Genomic DNA, 17,621 nt, shown 5'->3' on the forward strand with positions numbered 1-17,621 from the left:
TTTCGATTGCGAAAGACAAACCGCCGCGCGCCGCCTGCGGTTCCTGACTTTGATGGCGACGATGGGTCAGGCGAAGATGTCGGGCGTCACATCGACCAGCACGTCGGAGGCCGTCGCATCGACCGCGCCCCGCAGGATCGCGACGATCTGACCGTCGACCGACACCTGCGCGTCGAGACCGTCCGGCGAGGGCGCGACAGTGACGGTCAGGTCGCCATGGTCAAGGTCGGGGTTCAAAGACACGCGCAGAAAATCGAGCCCGGGTTCGAAATCCATGACCTCGGCGGCCCCGATGCCTTCGCCTGCGTCATGGTAGACCCAGAACGTATCGAGCCCTTCGCCGCCCGTCGCTGTGTCGTTGCGATCCATGATGAGCAGGTCGTCGCCCGCGCCACCATCAAGCGAATCGAGCGCGCCGTCGGTGTGCCAACCGAAGGCGTGGCGTTCCCAAGCAACCCCCTCCTCCACCCGGCCATGATGGTCGATGATGTCGTCACCGCTGCCGCCGAACAGGGTATCGGCACCATAGCCGCCCGCGATCCGGTCGTTGCCCGCGCCGCCGTCGATCCAGTCGTCGTCGGAGGTGTCGGCACCCGCGTCGTCGTGCGACCCGCCGAACATCATGTCGTCTTCCGTGCCGCCGAGCAGCGTGTCGTCGCCCACGCCACCGTCCATGAAGGCGGGCATCGGGCCGCCTGACAGAACATCTTCGCCCGCCCCGCCGAACAGGGCGGCGGTGCCTGTCGTGGCTGCAAGCTGGTCGTCCCCGTCACCGCCGAAGGCATAGGTCGCCGCATTTCCGAGCACGATCGTGTTGTCACCGCCGGCGCCATCGACGACCGTCAAAGCCCCCTCGGTGTCGATGATCGGAGTCCCGTAGAACGTGTCGAGCGAACCCTCGCCCGCCCCATCCTGCGGCAGGACGACAAGCGATGCTTCGTCGTCCAGCAGGTAATCCTGCGTGTCCGATACCTGATCGCCAAGCCAGCCGAGACCGATGCTGAAGTCGGATTCGCGTTCGATGAGGTTCTGTAACGTGCTCCCATCCCCGCCGACGCCGCCTTCACCGGGCACATCGACAGGGTCGAGCACGGTCGCGGGGTCCACCCATTCGCCGATCACCGGCGCCTCGTCGTCCTCGTTCGGGGTGAGAATCGTGTCGGGGTCGACCTCGGCACCGGCATAGGGTTCGGGATCGTCGGTGATCGGTTTCAGGGGTGAGGTGCCGCCATTGGCGGTTTCATCGTCGAGAAGCGAGGCGAGGCTTTTCGGCGGGGCTTCGTCGGCCTCGGCTTCGTCATCCCCTGACGCATCGTCGCCCGCCCCCGGAAAGACATCTCCGAGGAACAGAAGCGGCAACAGGCCGAGAAGGACGAGCACGACACCCATGACGATACCGATCAATGACCCCGGGCGGAAACGTCAGCAGCACCGCGGCAAGGCCCCCAAGCGCCGGGTAACTCCGGCAGACGACCGAACATAGCACGAACACCGATACGCGGCGGGCCAAAATAGGAAGAATTCAACATTAACACCCGGTTGTGAGCCGCGGATGCCCGGCCTACCGTGATCGGGAAGGGGAGCACATGGCCGAGAACGACCGATACAGCGATATCGCGGACGAAATCGACGGATTGCGCGCCGAGGTCGCGAAGTTGAACGGGCATCGCTATATCCGGCTGCACGACAATCTGTGGAAACTCGGGTTGTTCCAGTTGTTCCGGGGTCTGGCCTTCGGACTCGGATCTGTCCTCGGCGCGACCTTTCTGGTTTCGGTCGCCGCCTATCTGCTCGCCCAGATCGACTTTATCCCGATCATCGGGGATTGGGCCGCCGACATCGCCCGCGAGATCGACGCGGACAACGCGGAAAGCTACGGGATCGCGGAGGAAACAGGCGAAGAACCGGCCAGCGCGGACGAGACGGATGACGAGGCGGCGGCGGAAGAGAACCCCTCGCCCGGCGGGCAGCCCGCAGGTGACGATGGGATCGACCGGGGCGACTTCGGCATCACCGCGCCGGACGCCGAGTAACAAAAGCCTTTCCTTGCTGGGCGATTCCCCCTATACGCCCGCATCTGCGGACCTGTCCGCACTCCACGGGCCCTGCTGGACGACATCCCGGCTTGCGCCATAACCCTTAACTCTGAAGGAGACCCCGATGTCGATCACTGCTGAAGAGAAGAACAGCCTTATCAAGGAATTTGCGACGAAAGACGGCGACACCGGTTCGCCCGAAGTTCAGGTCGCGATCCTGACCAAGCGCATCGCCACGCTGACCGAGCACTTCAAGACCCACAAAAAGGACAACCACTCCCGCCGTGGTCTTCTGATGATGGTCGCCCAGCGTCGTAAGCTTCTCGACTACCTCAAAGGCAAGGACGAGGGCCGTTATCAGGACCTCATCAAACGCCTCGGCATCCGCCGCTAAGGTTTTCGGTTCCTCGCGAACCCGAAGCGCCCGCTCAATCGAGCGGGCGTTTTTCGTTCGGTCCGGTCTTGCCCGACACCATCCGGCGAAGCGTGCCATCCGACCGATGAAGCGCGCCTGCGATGTGAAGCAGAACTACGGCGGCGAGCAGTTTCGTGAGCGCGCCGTGCGCGGCGAAGAACCCGGTTTCCCATGCTTGCGAGACGGGCGCGATGCGTGGAAGCGTCACGGTTCCGAATATCACCACGTCGATCCCCGTCGCCGCGCTTGCGATCCAGCCGGTCAGAGGCACCGCCAGCAAGAGACCGTAAAGCGCCATATGCGCGCCTTTCGCGAACCGACGTTGCCAGCCCGGCACCGTTGCCATCGGCTGCGGGGGCGGCGAGAGGCGATGCCAGAGGATGCGCAGGACGATCAGAGCCAGCAGGCCTATGCCGATGGTCTTGTGCCAGCCGAACAGGTGGAAGTTCGACATATCGACCTGCATCCGCGCGATGTAGGTGCCGAAACCGAGCATCCCGATCACGAGGAGCGCCGTGATCCAGTGGATCAGGCGGGTCAGCAGACCGAACCGGTCCGGATCGTTCCCGATCACCTCAGCCTGCCCGGTTCAGCCGGGCGACGATCTGGACCACCACCCGGTCCGAAACCATGTCGCTCCACCCAGTCGCGCCGAAGTCCGAGCGGTTGACCGCGCCGGATATGTGCACCGACATCTTGGACAGATCGCCCGGATCGGTGCCCTGCTGGCGAAACACCTGCGCGGACAGCCGGATGGGCCGTGTGACGCCCCGGATCGTCACCTGCCCATCGACTTCGGCGGTCGTGGTACCGATCCGGAACGCCGACGATCTGAAGACGAGCTCGGGGAACTGCCCGGTCGCCAGCACCTTGGGGCCCTTCAAAGCCTGCTCTGCGAAAGGAAAGCTGGAGCTTGCCCCGGCTGCATTCAACACGACGGCCACATTGCTGTTGGCGTTCCGCTGGAAATCGAGCGTCACGTCGGCGGCCTTGATCGGCATACGTCCCGTGATCTTGTCCTGCCCGAAGCCGACCTCGTAGCTGACGACCGAATTCGCGGCGTCCAGCACGTATTTGACCGGCTCGGCCAACGCGGCGGACACGGAAAAGATCAGCGCAAGCGCGCCTGCCCAAACGTAGTGCATCGCAACCTCCCAACCTGCGCGCTCCGGCTTTGACTGTCAGACATTACGACAGGACCGCGCAACAGGTTCATTTGCCGCGCCACAAGACCCCTCGCGTTTCAGACCTTTCAAATGTGGGCGTTTTCCTGTATGGCGCGTCCATCTGAGACGTGACGCTCTGACCCCGGCGCATGAAAAGGTAGAGGGGTCGGCGGCAATGGGGCCGCCATGACAACGGGAGACCCGGAGGGCCGGGAGTGCTCCCATAAGGATACGCTACATGTTCAACGAAGTGAAAAAATCCATCCAGTGGGGCGAAGAGACGCTGACACTGGAAACGGGCAAGGTTGCCCGTCAGGCCGACGGAACCGTGATCGCCACGCTGGGCGAAACGTCGGTTATGGCGAACGTGACGTTCGCCAAGCAGCAGAAAGAAGGCCAGGACTTCTTCCCGCTGACGGTTCATTACCAAGAGAAATACTACGCGGCCGGTAAAGTCCCCGGCGGCTTCTTCAAACGCGAAGCCCGCCCGACCGAGAAGGAAACGCTGACCGCGCGCCTGATCGACCGTCCGATCCGCCCGCTGTTCGTCGAGGGCTTCAAGAACGAAGTGCTCGTGATGTGCACGGTTCTGTCCCACGACCTCGTCAACGATCCGGACATCGTCGCGATGATCGCCGCGTCGGCTGCGCTCACCATCTCCGGCGCACCCTTCATGGGTCCGATCGCCGGTGCCCGCGTGGGTTATGAGGATGGCGAATACGTCCTGAACCCGACCTGCGACGACATGCACGATCTGCGCAACAACCCGGATCAGCGTCTGGACCTCGTCGTCGCCGGCACGAAAGATGCCGTGATGATGGTGGAATCCGAAGCTTACGAGCTGACGGAAGCCGAAATGCTGGGCGCCGTGACCTTTGCGCACGAGCAGATCCAGCCGGTCATCGACCTCATCATCGATCTGGCGGAAGACAGCGCGAAAGAGCCGTTCGACTTCGCCGCGCCGGACTATTCCGCGATCTTCGAGGCCGTCAAAGCCGCCGGTGAGGACAAGGTGCGTGCCGCCTATGCCATCACCGACAAGCAGGAACGTGTGGCCGCCGTCGCCGCCGCCAAGGAAGAGATCAAAGCCTCGCTCACCGAAGAGCAGCTGGCCGATCCCTCGCTCGGCACCGCGCTGAAAAAGCTCGAGTCCAGCGTTCTGCGCGGCTCGGTCGTGAAGGAAGGCAAGCGGATCGACGGTCGTGCGCTGGATCAGGTTCGCCCGATCCTCGCCGAAGTCGGCCTCTTGCCCCGGACCCACGGCTCGGCGCTCTTCACCCGTGGTGAAACGCAGGGTCTGGTCGTGACCACGCTGGGCACCGGCGACGACGAACAGATGATCGACGCGCTCACCGGCACCTACAAGTCGAACTTCCTCCTGCACTACAACTTCCCGCCGTATTCGGTCGGTGAAGTGGGCCGCGTGGGTTCGCCGGGTCGCCGTGAAATCGGCCACGGCAAGCTGGCTTGGCGTGCGCTTCAGGCGGTTCTGCCGGCTGCGACCGACTTCCCCTACACCATCCGCGTCGTGTCCGAGATCACCGAATCGAACGGCTCGTCCTCGATGGCGTCGGTCTGTGGTGGCTCGCTGTCCATGATGGACGCCGCCGTGCCGCTGAAGGCTCCGGTCGCCGGTGTGGCGATGGGCCTCGTGCTGGAAGACGATGGTTCCTACGCCGTGCTGACCGACATCCTTGGCGACGAGGATCACTTGGGCGACATGGACTTCAAGGTGGCTGGCACCGAAAACGGCATCACGTCGCTTCAGATGGACATCAAGGTCGCTGGCATCACGCCGGAGATCATGGAAAAGGCCCTCGCGCAGGCGAAAGACGGCCGGATGCACATCCTCGGCGAAATGAACAAGGCGCTGTCCGCTGGCCGCACCGAGTTCTCGGCCCACGCCCCGCGCATCGAGACGATGACGGTGCCCACCGACAAGATCCGTGAAGTGATCGGGTCGGGCGGCAAGGTCATCCGCGAGATCGTGGAAGTGTCCGGTGCCAAGGTCGACATCAACGACGACGGCGTCATCAAGATCGCCTCGCCCAACAACGACTCGATCCAGAAGGCCTATGACATGATCCACGCGATCGTGGCCGAGCCGGAAGAGGGTCAGGTCTACAAGGGCAAGGTCGTGAAGATCGTCGACTTCGGCGCCTTCGTGAACTTCTTCGGCAAGCGTGACGGTCTGGTTCACGTGTCCCAGATCGAAAACCGCCGCCTGAACCATCCGTCGGATGTGCTCAAGGAAGGTCAGGAAGTCTACGTCAAGCTTCTGGGCTTCGACGACCGTGGCAAGGTCCGCCTCGCCATGAAGATGGTCGACCAGGAAACCGGCGCGGAACTGCCGCCGGAAGAAAAGAAAAAGAAAGAAGACGCTGAGTAAGGCGGACCTCTTTCGAGGACCGAGGCCCCGGTGGAAACGCCGGGGCCTTTTTTTGACATGTCAGCTCGTGCGCGAGGTTTTCCGGGCGAAAAAGTCGTGCGGGTTCAGCCAGTCGACATGGGTGTCGATCCCGGCATAGCGGCCTTCGAAGAACCGCTCGGGCGGCGCCGCGCGGCGCACCGCGTCCGGCATCGCGACGAAGGCTTCGACACCGTCATGGGCCCATGCGATCAGGATCTTCGGATCGTCGCAGGAAATGGCCGAGACGAAATGCTCTTCAAGCCGGACCGGCGGGTTGGTGCGGCTGAACTCGGCCACGTCGATCTCTTCCGACGCATCCCGGAACTCGGACCAGATCGTCACGTCGTCGATCCCCAGCGCGGTCAGGTAGCGGTGGATGATCGGCTCCATCACCACGGGCAACGTGTCCTCTTCGGGCGGATAGAGGCCATAATGGGCCAAACCGTCGAGCGATGCAGCCATCACGCGGTCGATGTCCGGCCGCTTCGCCTCCAGCGTCCAGAGCCATGCTGTGCGCGCGAACGTGTTGAAGTCGGACGCGCCGATGTCGCGCTGAACCTCGTCCCACCTGACGGGCTGTCCGCGCTCCTTGATCCTGATCTCGAACCCTTCGGGGGCCTCGTTCTCGCGCACGGGCGGGTTGTCGATCAACTCGCCTATGTCGTCGAAATCACCGCGGTTCGCGTGGATCGGGCCATAGGCCGCAGTTTGCGGCGTGTAGCCGGGCACACGGAAGAACGGATTGAACGCGATGAAGACGTGGTCATAGTCCTCGGCCCACCAGTCGAGCAGCGGGTGCTCGAAGGGCGGCAACAGCAGATGGCGGGGCGTCCTAGCCACGGGGCAGCACGGCTCGCCCGCCCTCGGTCAGCAACCAGGCCTCGCGCCCCTCGATCACGACGGCGCTCATGGGGCGGAAATAGCCCGCGCCGCTGTCGATGTTCAGCCGGTTGCCGTAATGCGTCGCGACATCGGCGGGCGTGTGACCATGGACGATAAGCTTGCCGTGGTCGTCGGTGGACGACAGGAACGGTTCGCGTATCCAGACGAGATCGTCCTCGACCTGATCGGCCAGCGGAATACCGGGGCGCACGCCTGCATGACAGAAGAAGCACTCGCCGCGTTCATAGGTGACGGGAAGGTCGTTCAGAAAATCGACATGCCGTGCGGGCACACGCGCGACGGCATCGGCGTGCAGGGCTTCGATCGGCTGGTCCGTATCGACGCCATACGAAGCCAGCGTTTCCCGTCCCCCCAGTCGTTCGTCGAGCCAGTGAAGGCCCGCGAGCAGCCGGTCTGGCGTGCGCGGCGTGGGTTCGAGAAACGCGGTCATCATGCGGTCGTGGTTGCCGGTCAGAACGACCCACGGCGCACCGGAGGCCAAGCCCTGCATCAGATAGTCGATCACCCCTGCCGTGGCGGTCCCCCGGTCGCACAGGTCACCGATGTGAACGGCTGGCGCATCCCGGTCGCCGCAGGCCACGCGGTCGCGTTCGATCAGATCGTGCACGCGCTCGAGCTCGGACAACTGCCCGTGGATATCGCCGATAGCATAGGTTCTCATGGCGCCCTGTTAACCGCTGGGATGTCCGGGCAAAACCCGCAAAACGAAAAGGCCGGACAGATCGCCCGGCCTCGTCCCGTTCCTCGCTCGCCTCAGACGTGCGGCGCGAGGATGTAGTCGTTGTCGTTCGGATCGTCGTCCTGATAGAACCGCTCGGTCACACCGGGAAGCGCCTTGAAGTCCTTCATCGCGGCGACCGGGAACAGCGTCGACCCGATGCTCTCGAAGCCCGGAAGCTGGCGCAGCACGGCGGTCACAGCCTGCGTGCACATCGCCTTGGGCACGGCGCCGTATTCCTGAACGAGCCGGATCGCCTTTTCGGCGACGGCGGGGCTTACGATGATGTCGTGACGATAGACGTCCCACGTGATGCGGGCGTGGTAGTCGATGTAGAATTCGACCGCCGGTTCGGAGATGCCGAAATGCACGTCGTTCCGCTCGGGGATCTGGGGGTGATACCAGGTGCCTGCCGGATCGAACAGGATGCGCTGCGACCCGTTAATCATCAGCGCCGCATGGCCACCCTGACCGTTGTTGCGACCGACCACCGTGAACAGCGAGATCATTGGCGGACCGTTGTGCACGTAAGTGGCGCGCGTCACCTCTTCGGTCGAAGCCCATTTGCTTTCAGCCGCACAGGCGGCAAGCCCGAACAGGAGAATGATCGAAAGAAGGATGCGGCGCATGGTCAGAACCACCCTGTCTGAAAATGAAAAGGCCGGGCCAGAGGGCCCGGCGGTTCCTCAGGCGCCGACGATGGCGAGAAGGATCAGAACCACGATGATCGCGATCACCGAACGGACGGTGAATTTCATGAACCCTTCAAAGGTCTTTTCCTGCACCCGAATGTCCATCGAGCCGTGCTTGTGTTCAGCCATTTGATCCCTCGTCAGCCGTGTTTCGCGCTGTCGATTAGACGATTTCGGCGGGCCTGTCACGCCGCGATGGGCGCAAATGCCTTATTCTTCGCCCGGTGTAGCACCCGCGTCGCGTTCAAGGTCGGCGGCAAGACGAAAGCCGATGCGATAGGGTTCGTCTTCGCCCTTTTCCCGTGGCATCGCCCTGAGAATCACGTTGAGCTGGCTGACGTGCTGGACGAGCTGGGTCTTGGTGCCCGTCGAATCCGTGCCGTAGAACGTCACGATGTCGGGGTCGAAATACCCGATCCCCTCGATCCTGAGCACGCCCGCATCCGAGCCGGTAAAGCCCATCGCGACCTCATGCTCGTTGTCGAGTTGCTCTTCGAAGTTCTGGATATAAAGGATGATGCGCTGATAGGCCCATTCCGCCGGGCTCTTGTCCTCGGGCGGCGTGTCGGCGACCGACGGCGGCAGGGGTGTCTCTTCGGCGGTAGGCGCATCGTGGTCCGAACACCGGGCGACGGCGCGGCGCGGATGTTTCTTCTCTCCGATCGCGCTCACGCTCACGCGCGGCCCCCTTTCGCCTGCCACAGCCACGCATCGTCGTCGCGGCGCGTGCGCGTGACCTTGCCGGTCTGGAACAGGTGATTGAGGTGGGCGAGCGCCTCGACCAGCGCGAGGCCGTATTCCCCTTCGCCAATGGTGCGCTTGAAGATCGCCGGAAAGCACTCGACCGCGGTTTTCGGCGTGTCGAGGTAGGCTTCGAGCCGCTCCAGCGCCGAGTGGTGGTTCTGGATCAACTGGCGCATCCGGGTCGGCAGACCCTTGTAAGGCAGCTTGTGGCCCGGCAGGACCAGCTGTTCGTCACGGGCGAAATGGATGAGCTTGCGGCAGCTTTCCAGCCACTCGCCCACCGGGTCGGCCTCGGGCTCGGTCGCGTAGACGCCGAGATTGGGGCTGATGGTGGCGAGAAGCTGATCGCCGCCATGAACGAGGTTGTCGTCCTGCGACCAGAAGGTCGCGTGCTCCGGCGCATGTCCGTTGCCGATGCGCACGTCCCACGTCCGGCCCCCGAAGGTGATCGTGTCGCCTTCCTTGACGCGCGTGAAGCCAAGCGGAAGCTCGGCCACGACATCCGCGAAGTTGAAGGGACGTTCGCGTGCCCGTTGTTCGTAGATCGCGCGGTCCATCCCGGCGGACCGCCAGAACGCCAATGTCTCGTCCACCGGCTTTTCGTGCTCGTCGAGCCTGAGCATCCGGGCCATGAGCCACGCGGTGCGGGTGGTGACGAGTTCGGCGCCATGTTCGCGCTGGAACCAGCCGGCCAGCCCGATGTGGTCGGGGTGGTGATGCGTGACGATCAGGCGCTTGATCGGCTTGCCGCCGAGGGGTCCGGCCAACAGGCCCTCCCAGATCGCACGGGTCTTTTTCGAATCGAACCCCGTGTCGATCAGCGTCCATCCATCGCCCTCGTCGAAGGCAAAGACATTCACATGGTCGAGTTTCATGGGCAGCGGCAGGCGGAACCAGAGAACCCCGTCCGCGACCTCGACGGCTTCACCGATGTCGGGCGCCGTCTCCCATGGAAAACTCAGATGCACGTTCAAACCGCCAGATCCTCGACCGAAAGGGCATAGAGCCCTTCCGCTCCGGCCCGCGCCTGCTCCAGCGACGACGCATGGTCGGGCAGAAGCCGTTCGATATAGAACGCGGCCAAGGCGGTGCGGGGCCCCCGGCCCTCCTCCGCGATCGCCGACTTGAGGTGATAATAGGCCCCCAGAACCCGAGCGAAAGCCGATTGATAAGGCACGGCCCCCGCAAAGCGCGTTTGCAGGTCTTGCTCGACCAGCCATTCGGTCGCCTCACGCAGGGTTTCGGCCGCTTCCCAGACGGGCTTGGCCAGTTCCCCGAGCGTTTCGCGCGCGCCTTCCGCCGTTCCCTCGATTTCGTCCAGCAGGCGGAAGGCCATGTCGCCCCCGTCCATCATCTTGCGGGCGACGAGGTCCATCGCCTGAATGCCGTTGGTGCCTTCGTAGATCGAGGTCACACGCACGTCGCGGTAATACTGCGCGGCGCCGGTTTCCTCGACATAGCCCATGCCGCCATGCACCTGCACGCCGAGTTCCGCGACCTTGATGCCCGTGTCCGTCCCATAGGACTTCGCGATGGGCGTCAGGAACGCGGCGCGCGCCTTCCAGCCCTTGTCGCCGGTTGCCCCGGCCATGTCGATTGCCGTGGAGCAGGCCAGCGATATGGCACGCGCGGCATAGGTTTCGGCACGCATCTGGACGAGCATCCGGCGCACATCGGCAAAATCCGCGATGGTGCCCGTGCCGTTCTCAATGGGCGTCTTGCCCTGCTTGCGCTCCAGCGCATAGGCGAGCGCGTGCTGATAAGCGCCTTCGGCCACGCCCACGCCCTGCACGCCCACATTGAGACGTGCGTTGTTCATCATGGTGAACATCGCGGCCATGCCGGCGTGTTCCTCGCCCACGATCCAGCCGGTCGCGCCCTCGTAGCTCATAACGCAGGTGGGCGAGCCGTGCAGGCCCATCTTGTGCTCCAGCGACACGACGCGCAGGTCGTTGGCCTTGCCGGGATTGCCGTTCTCGTCGGGGATATATTTCGGCACCATGAAGAGGCTGATGCCCTTGGTGCCCGGCGCCCCGTCGGGCAGACGGGCGAGAACGAGGTGGCAGATGTTTTCGGCCATGTCGTGATCGCCCCAGGAGATATAAATCTTCTGCCCGGTGATCGCGAAAGTCCCGTCGCCGTTCGGCACGGCCTTGGTGGTCAGCGCGCCCACGTCCGAGCCCGCCTGCGGTTCGGTCAGGTTCATGGTCCCGGTCCATTCGCCGCTGGTCAGCTTGGGCAGGTACAATTCCTTGAGTTCGTCCGACGCATGGGCTTCGAGCGCCTCGATCTGCCCCTGCGACAGAAGCGGGTTCAGACCGATGGCAAGGCAGGCGCCCGCGATCATGTCGTTGACGCTGGCCGTCAGGGTGAAGGGCAGGCCCATGCCGCCGTATTCCGGATCGCCGGAAATGCCGATCCAGCCGCCTTCGGCCATCGCTTCATAGCCTTCCTTGAAGCCCGGGCTCGAACGGACCACGCCGTTTTCGAGCACCGCGCCCTGAAGGTCGCCGTTGCGTTGAAGCGGTGCGATCACCTCATCCGCCAGCTTTCCCGCCTCGGTCAGGATCGCGGTCACGGTGTCGGCCGTCGCCTCGGCGAATTTTTCGGTCGCGGGGACGGCCTCGAAGCCGACGACGTGATCGAGCAGGAATTGGAAATCGGCGACCGGGGCGCGATAGGGCATGGGAACCTCCCGTTGGCTTGTGAAAGCGCGACTGCCACGCTAGGCAGTTGGCCGGAACCTAAGACTAATCGCTTTCGACACAAGGGAAACGCGGCGTCATGGCCGATCTGCACGCCACCGAAAGACTGGTGCCGGATGACACCGGGATCGCGCGGGCCGCCGAGGTCCTGCTTGCGGGCGGGCTCGTCAGCTTCCCGACCGAAACCGTCTATGGCCTTGGCGGCGTCGCGACCGACGACATCGCCGTCGCCCGGATTTTCGAGGCGAAGGGCCGGCCCCATTTCAATCCTCTGATCGCGCATGTGCCCGATCTGGAGGCGGTGTCGAAGATCGCGGAACTGTCAGAACGCGCGCACGATCTTGCGCAGGCGTTCTGGCCCGGCCCCCTGACGCTGGTGCTGCCGATGCGGGCGGATGCCGGCCTGTCGCCGCTGGTCAGTGCGGGCCTGACGACTGTTGCCGTGCGCGTTCCCGATCATCCGCTGGCGCAAAAGCTCCTCCGCGCCGTCGGGCGGCCCGTCGTCGCCCCCTCCGCTAACCCTTCGGGCCGGATCAGCCCGACCGAGGCGGCGCACGTGCTTGCGGGTCTTGGCGGACGGATCGAGGCGGTGCTGGACGGCGGACCCTGTTCGGTCGGCGTCGAAAGCACCATCGTCGGGTTCAATCCCGAACCCGTCCTGCTGCGCCCCGGCGGGCTGCCCGCCGAGGCCATCGAAGACGCGCTGGGCGCGCCGCTTGCCAGACGCGCAGAGGGCGCGGGGATCAACGCGCCGGGTCAGCTTGCCTCGCACTACGCGCCCGACGCGCGGGTTCGGCTCGATGCCGAAGCCGCGCGGCCCGGTGAGCGGATGCTGGGGTTCGGAGATGCGGACGGCGAGATGAACCTGTCGCCCTCCGGCGATCTGGTCGAGGCTGCGGCGAACCTGTTTCGGATGCTTCACGCGCTGGACGCGGCTGGCGACGCGCCAATTGCGGTGGCCCCCGTGCCTGACACCGGATTGGGACGGGCGATCAACGACCGGCTCAGGCGAGCAGCGGCACCGCGGGACTGAGTTTCGCGGCAGCAAGCTGCCACGATCCATGCGAGGGGCGCTGCCCCTCGCGCTCCCCGAGGTTTTTGGAAACAGAGAAGCAGGACGCGCTCAGGGCTCGCGGAAGGCTTCGCGGCTCTTGTAGAGCGGCTTCACCAAGTAGTGCAGGATCGTCTTCGATCCGGTGTGGAGTTCCACGTCCGCGACCATGCCGGGGCGGATTTCCAGGCTGCGCTGGCGGTCGGTCAGGCCGGACAGGTCGAGGCTCAGGATCACGCGGTAGTGCGGGTCGCCATCGCGCACCCGGTCGTCCTTGAACGTATCCGCCGAGATCAGGTCCACGGTGCCCTTGAGCGAGCCGTAGATGGTGTAATCGTAGGCCGACAGCTTGACCGTTGCCTGCTGGCCCGGCTGGACGTTGGCGATATCCTCGGGTTTCACGCGGGCTTCGACGAGGATCTGGTCGCCAAGTGGGATGATCTCGGCCAGTTCCTCGCCCGGTCTGACGACGCCGCCGATGGTCGTCACGGCGAGGTTGTTGACGATCCCCCGCATGGGCGAGGTCAGGACGGTCCGGTCGAGCTGGTCCTGCGCGATCTTGAGGTTCTGGCGGAGCGTCGCCTGATCGCGCAGCACCTCGGCATATTCCTCGGCCCGCTTGAGTTCGGTCTGGGTGACGATCTCGTTGTAGCGGGTCAGCGCGTCGGCATGGGCTTTGCGCGCCTTGGTCACTTCGATCAGCGCGACGATCTTCTGATCGAGCATGTTTTCGAGAAGCTGCAATTCGGTCGCGGCTTCGTCCAGCACCTGCTTGGCCCCATCCCGGCGCGAGATGAAATCGGCCTGACGCGCGGCGAGCAAAGCGGCCTCGGAGGCGACCATATTCGGGGTGCGGGCGGCGAGGTCGGCGGGCACGTCGAAGGTGTCATGGCCCGCAAGTTCCGCTTCCAGCCGGAGCCGTTTGATTTCAAGGGCGGCGATCTGTTCGAGGTAGTCGGTGACGGTCGAGCGGAACTCGGTCCCGTGCAGGCGCGCGATCACGTCGCCCGGTTCGACCCGGTCGCCTTCGGACACCAGAAGCTCGGCGAGAATGCCGCCTTCGAGGTTCTGGATGATCTGGGGTCGGGCGGATGAGATGACGTCACCGGGGGCGCGCACGATCTCGTCCACCCAAGCGATCGCGGTCCAGAACACGAACACCGCCACAGCGGCGGCGGAGACCCATATGACCATGCTGGGCCGTTTCAGCCCCGCTTCGAATTCCGCGTCGATCACCGCCATTAGCCGGCCTCCCGTCGTGCTTGCGCGTCGCGCAGATGGGCCAACACCTCGTCGCGCGGACCATCGACCGCGAGGCGGCCGTTTTGCAGGATCACGGTGCGTTCGGTCAGGGCGAGGATCGGAACGCGGTGGGTCGCGATGACCGCCGTGCGCCCCTCCAGCCACGTCTGAAGCCGCGACACCAGCGTCGTTTCCAGCGTCGTGTCCAGCGCGGCGGTGGGTTCGTCCAGAAGCACAACGCGCGGGTCTTGAAGCCAGATGCGCGCCCAACCTATCGACTGGCGCTGTCCAGCCGACAACCCTTCGCCATTGTCGCGGATTTCAAGGTCGAGGCCCTTGGCATGGCCACGCACATAGGGGCCGAGGCCCGCGAAATCGAGCGCGGCAAGCAGGCGGTCGTCGTTGCGTTCGAGAAGGGCGAGGTCGAGGTTGTCGCGTAGGGTTCCGGCGAACAGGCGCACGTCCTGCCCCAGATAGCCCACGTTGCGGCGCAGGTCGCGCGGCTCGATCTGGCCCATGTCGACCCCATCGATCATCACGCGGCCCTTGGTCGGTCCATAAAGGCCCGCGAGCATCTTCAGCAGCGTCGACTTGCCCGACCCGTTCGCGCCGAGCACGGCGATGTGCTGGCCCGCTTCGATGGCCAGCCCCGGCACGTCGAGCACGGGGGCTTCGTCGTCGTAAGCGAAACTCGCCTCACGCAGTTCGAAGGCGCCGTGGATCACGTCACGGCGCAGAAGCGTGCGCCCTTCGGCGGCGTCCTGTTCGGCGGTCGCGACGGCATCCAGCCCGGACAGCGCGTTCTTGACGTTCGACCAGCGGGCGAGCGTTCCGGCGAGTTGCGTGAGCGGGGCGAGCGTGCGGCCCGACAGGATGCCGACCGCAATGATCGTGCCCACCGTGAATTCGCCCGCGAACACCAGATAGGTGCCCGCGATGACGGCAGCGACATAGGTCGCCTGCTGAACTCCCTGCGCCCAGAAGGTGAGAAGCGCGGACAGCCGCCGCTGCTCGGTCGATTTCAGCGCCGACAGCGTGGTCAACTCGTGCCAGAGCCGCATGAACCGCGCCTCGCCCCGCGCCGATTTGATCGTGTCGAGGTCGTAGATCGCCTCGTGCAACAGGCGCGAGGTCTTGGCCGAGGCGCCCTGCGTCTGGCGGCTGAGTTCGACCATGCGCCGTTGCAGGAACAGGCCCGGCAGGATCATGAGTAACCCGCCTGCGATCAGCACCAGAACGATGGGTCCGGCGATGGAGGAGACAAGGGCGAGAAACAGGATGATGAACGGAATATCCGTCAGCGATCCGATGGAGGACGCCGTGAAGAATTCGCGGACCGACGAGAACTCCCGCATCGCCGCGAACAGGCCCGATGGGGTGGTGGGTCGTTTGTCGGATCGCATCCCGAGAATGCGGGACAGGAGAAGCGATTGCACGGTCAGTTCGATGTGCCGCCCTGCCCCGTCCATCAACCGCGCCCGCGCGATCTTGATGCCGCCTTCCAGCGCGAGGGCCAGTCCAGCGCCAAGCGCCAGCATCCAGAGGGTCGGCACCGACTGGTGCGGTATCACGCGGTCATAGACCTGAAGCGAAAACAGCGCGACGGACACCGCCAGCAGGTTGGCCACGAAACTCCCCAGCGCCACATCGCCGAAATGCTTCTTGTGCTTCGCGAGTTCGCCCCAGAACCAGTGCGGCGGGCGTTTGGCCAAGGCGTGCCGCTCGTCCAGCCTGGCCGCGGGGGCGAAGGCACGGACGGTGACACCGGCGTAAACCGGCGCGAAATCCGATACGGGCACTTCGGCCCTGCCATCGGGGGCACCTTCTTCGTAGAGGGTGAGCGTGTCGCCATGCTGATCGAGGACAAGCACCGCCTGCCCGTTCTTCATCATGGTGATGACCGGAAGCCCGTCGGGGTCCGGGTCGGACTTGGTCTGAACCTGAAGGCCCGTGGCCCTGAGCCCGACCGCAAGCGTTTCCGCGTCGATGGTTTCGCCCGGAGTGTGCGCGCGCATCGCCTCCAGAATGTCCTGCACCGCCGGTTTCGCGCCGAGTTGCCGGGCATAGACGGCGAGCAGTTGCGCCCGACGCAAAAGCCGGTTGGGGTCCGGGCCTTCGCGCTTTTCGACCTTGGTTTCGCTCGACTTCACGCGGATGCGTGGCGCTTCGGCGGTATTGGCGCTGTCGGGCAGAGCGCGGACAGCGGCGCCTGTGATCGAGGGGAAGGCGACCGTGTTCGTCATATCTCGCCCCCGTCGGCGAGCAGACCGAGTTCGCGCGCGATTTCGATGTCGGCCCGTGCGCCCGCGTATTTCGCGGCAATCGCTTCGGCTTCGAGCCGCGCCATGGATTCGATCACCGTCACCACTTCGGACACCGTGCGGGTGCCCGCATCGAACTGGCGGCGGAAGAGGTTGGCATTGGCCTGTCCCTGAGCCGCCAGATCGACGGCGCGACCGGCGCGGGCGGCAAGACCCGCGCGTTCCTGCGACAGGGCGGCAAGGCGGCGGGCGGCGTCTTCGCGCGCCTGCGCGACCCGGCGCTCGGCGGCCTCTTTCGAAGCATCGACGGCCTTGAGGTTGTCGGGCGTCGAAAACCCGATGCCGTTGTCCGAGGACAGGACCAGATCGGGCCCGGTCACACCGTCACGGCTGGAGATCGCGGCCCCGGCGGACAGGCCCGGCAAGAGCCCAGCGCGGGCAATTGCGGCCTCGGCGATGTCGCGGTCACGTTCGGCATGGGCAAGGTGAAGCGACAGGGGATCGACGGCATCGCCCGGAATGGTCAGCTTGGCGATGCCATGAACGGTGTCGAGCGACCCTGCGGTCATCGCGGCCAGTTCGGCGCGGGCCGTGCGACCCGCCTGAACGGCATCCGCCTGCGTCGCGGCGAGTTCCGCGACCTTCGAGCGGATCACGGCAAGTTCGGACATATCCGAGATGCCGCCTTCGACCCGCTTTGCCATGATCGTTTCCATCTCGCGCATCCGGGTGACCGCCCCACCACTCGCCGCAGCAAGTTCGCGCGCTTCCTCGGATTTGAGGTAGAGCGACAGCGCCGTATGGACACGGTCGTTTTCATCCTGCGACAAGGCGACCGCAGCCGCCTCGACATCCGCGCGGGCAAATTCGCGCTCGGCCTTCTTCTTGCCGAAGTCGAACAGGACCTGATCCACGACGAGCGAGGCGACGATGGACGACAGCGACAGAAGGCTCACGCTCGGGCCGAGCGATGGAAGCCAGTTCTTGTCGGCGGCGCGGGAGCGTAGGCGGGCCTGCCGCAGCTCCGCCTCGGCCGTGCGGGACGAGGCGGCGAGGGTCGCGTCGGCCACGCGGGCATAGGACGACCCCTCGGGCAGGACGGACCGGCGCGCGATCAGGGCTTCGATGATCTGTGACTGGTGGTCTTCGCCACGCTCGCCCTGCGCTTCGGCGAAGGCGCCCGCATTGCGGGTGACGTCCGGATCGTCGCTTGTCGCGAATCCGTCGCTCATGCATCCCGACAGGGCCACGCAAGCCGTGGCTGCCAGTACTCCCTGC

The 17,621-nt window shown here is 65.0% G+C and carries 17 protein-coding genes; 4 read left to right on the forward strand and 13 right to left on the reverse strand.

Features of this window, described 5'->3' with window-relative positions; translation table 11 throughout:
• Positions 1–66: 66 nt before the first annotated feature.
• Complete coding sequence (locus tag RB2654_RS22440; protein ID WP_008331985.1) at positions 67–1,404, reverse strand: calcium-binding protein; 1,338 nt, start codon at positions 1,402–1,404, stop codon at positions 67–69.
• A 182-nt stretch (positions 1,405–1,586) separates the two neighbouring features.
• Here RB2654_RS22440 and RB2654_RS23700 point away from each other — a divergent pair, with 182 nt between their 5' ends.
• Together RB2654_RS23700 and rpsO are read left to right on the forward strand one after the other, a co-directional pair.
• Positions 1,587–2,033, forward strand: a complete 447-nt coding sequence (locus RB2654_RS23700; RefSeq protein WP_008331994.1) for a DUF5665 domain-containing protein — start codon at positions 1,587–1,589, stop codon at positions 2,031–2,033.
• A gap of 127 nt (positions 2,034–2,160) precedes the next feature.
• Positions 2,161–2,430 (forward strand): 30S ribosomal protein S15, encoded by a 270-nt coding sequence (gene rpsO, locus RB2654_RS12405; protein ID WP_008331996.1) that lies wholly within the window; start codon positions 2,161–2,163, stop codon positions 2,428–2,430.
• A gap of 34 nt (positions 2,431–2,464) precedes the next feature.
• Here the strand turns inward: rpsO and RB2654_RS12410 are convergent, their stop codons facing one another.
• Together RB2654_RS12410 and RB2654_RS12415 are read right to left on the reverse strand one after the other, a co-directional pair.
• Entirely contained in the window at positions 2,465–3,025 is a 561-nt protein-coding gene (locus RB2654_RS12410; protein WP_008331997.1) for a cytochrome b, read from the reverse strand.
• A gap of 1 nt (position 3,026) precedes the next feature.
• Positions 3,027–3,596, reverse strand: a complete 570-nt coding sequence (locus RB2654_RS12415) for a YceI family protein (protein WP_008331998.1) — start codon at positions 3,594–3,596, stop codon at positions 3,027–3,029.
• 259 nt (positions 3,597–3,855) lie between these two features.
• On the opposite strand from RB2654_RS12415, the gene pnp reads away from it, so the two are divergent.
• Positions 3,856–6,006, forward strand: coding sequence for a polyribonucleotide nucleotidyltransferase (gene pnp / locus RB2654_RS12420; protein WP_008331999.1), 2,151 nt, complete (start codon positions 3,856–3,858; stop codon positions 6,004–6,006).
• 60 nt (positions 6,007–6,066) lie between these two features.
• On the opposite strand, the gene RB2654_RS12425 is transcribed toward pnp, so the two are convergent.
• The 7 genes from RB2654_RS12425 to RB2654_RS12455 form a co-directional block, all read right to left on the reverse strand.
• Positions 6,067–6,867, reverse strand: coding sequence for a DUF2711 family protein (locus tag RB2654_RS12425; protein ID WP_148912493.1), 801 nt, complete (start codon positions 6,865–6,867; stop codon positions 6,067–6,069).
• Positions 6,860–7,591 (reverse strand): metallophosphoesterase, encoded by a 732-nt coding sequence (locus tag RB2654_RS12430; RefSeq protein WP_008332001.1) that lies wholly within the window; start codon positions 7,589–7,591, stop codon positions 6,860–6,862. Before RB2654_RS12430 ends, RB2654_RS12425 begins: the two co-directional genes overlap by 8 nt.
• 92 nt (positions 7,592–7,683) lie before the next feature.
• On the reverse strand, positions 7,684–8,277 hold the full coding sequence (locus RB2654_RS12435; protein WP_008332007.1) for a hypothetical protein: 594 nt from the start codon (positions 8,275–8,277) through the stop codon (positions 7,684–7,686).
• Positions 8,278–8,334: 57 nt separating this feature from the next.
• Positions 8,335–8,469, reverse strand: coding sequence for an aa3-type cytochrome c oxidase subunit IV (locus tag RB2654_RS12440; protein ID WP_008332009.1), 135 nt, complete (start codon positions 8,467–8,469; stop codon positions 8,335–8,337).
• Between the two features lie 81 nt (positions 8,470–8,550).
• Positions 8,551–9,012, reverse strand: coding sequence for a DUF6173 family protein (locus tag RB2654_RS12445; protein WP_425463155.1), 462 nt, complete (start codon positions 9,010–9,012; stop codon positions 8,551–8,553).
• 2 nt (positions 9,013–9,014) lie between these two features.
• A complete protein-coding gene (locus RB2654_RS12450; RefSeq protein WP_008332018.1) occupies positions 9,015–10,058 on the reverse strand; it encodes an MBL fold metallo-hydrolase in 1,044 nt (347 codons plus the stop codon).
• Positions 10,055–11,770 (reverse strand): acyl-CoA dehydrogenase, encoded by a 1,716-nt coding sequence (locus tag RB2654_RS12455; RefSeq protein WP_008332020.1) that lies wholly within the window; start codon positions 11,768–11,770, stop codon positions 10,055–10,057. The genes RB2654_RS12450 and RB2654_RS12455 overlap by 4 nt, the downstream gene beginning before the upstream one ends.
• A 98-nt stretch (positions 11,771–11,868) precedes the next feature.
• On the opposite strand from RB2654_RS12455, the gene RB2654_RS12460 reads away from it, so the two are divergent.
• Positions 11,869–12,822: an L-threonylcarbamoyladenylate synthase gene (locus RB2654_RS12460; RefSeq protein ID WP_008332022.1), complete on the forward strand. Its 954-nt coding sequence runs from the start codon at positions 11,869–11,871 to the stop codon at positions 12,820–12,822.
• Between the two features lie 90 nt (positions 12,823–12,912).
• Here the strand turns inward: RB2654_RS12460 and RB2654_RS12465 are convergent, their stop codons facing one another.
• From RB2654_RS12465 to RB2654_RS12475, 3 genes are read right to left on the reverse strand one after another with little or no spacing between them, the layout of a single operon-like run.
• On the reverse strand, positions 12,913–14,082 hold the full coding sequence (locus RB2654_RS12465) for a beta-barrel domain-containing protein (protein WP_008332024.1): 1,170 nt from the start codon (positions 14,080–14,082) through the stop codon (positions 12,913–12,915).
• Positions 14,082–16,325 (reverse strand): ATP-binding cassette domain-containing protein, encoded by a 2,244-nt coding sequence (locus RB2654_RS12470; RefSeq protein ID WP_008332026.1) that lies wholly within the window; start codon positions 16,323–16,325, stop codon positions 14,082–14,084. Before RB2654_RS12470 ends, RB2654_RS12465 begins: the two co-directional genes overlap by 1 nt.
• On the reverse strand, positions 16,322–17,575 hold the full coding sequence (locus tag RB2654_RS12475) for a TolC family protein (protein ID WP_008332028.1): 1,254 nt from the start codon (positions 17,573–17,575) through the stop codon (positions 16,322–16,324). Before RB2654_RS12475 ends, RB2654_RS12470 begins: the two co-directional genes overlap by 4 nt.
• Positions 17,576–17,621 lie beyond the last annotated feature (46 nt).

The sequence above is a fragment of the Maritimibacter alkaliphilus HTCC2654 genome, from assembly GCF_000152805.1.
Lineage (GTDB): Bacteria > Pseudomonadota > Alphaproteobacteria > Rhodobacterales > Rhodobacteraceae > Maritimibacter > Maritimibacter alkaliphilus.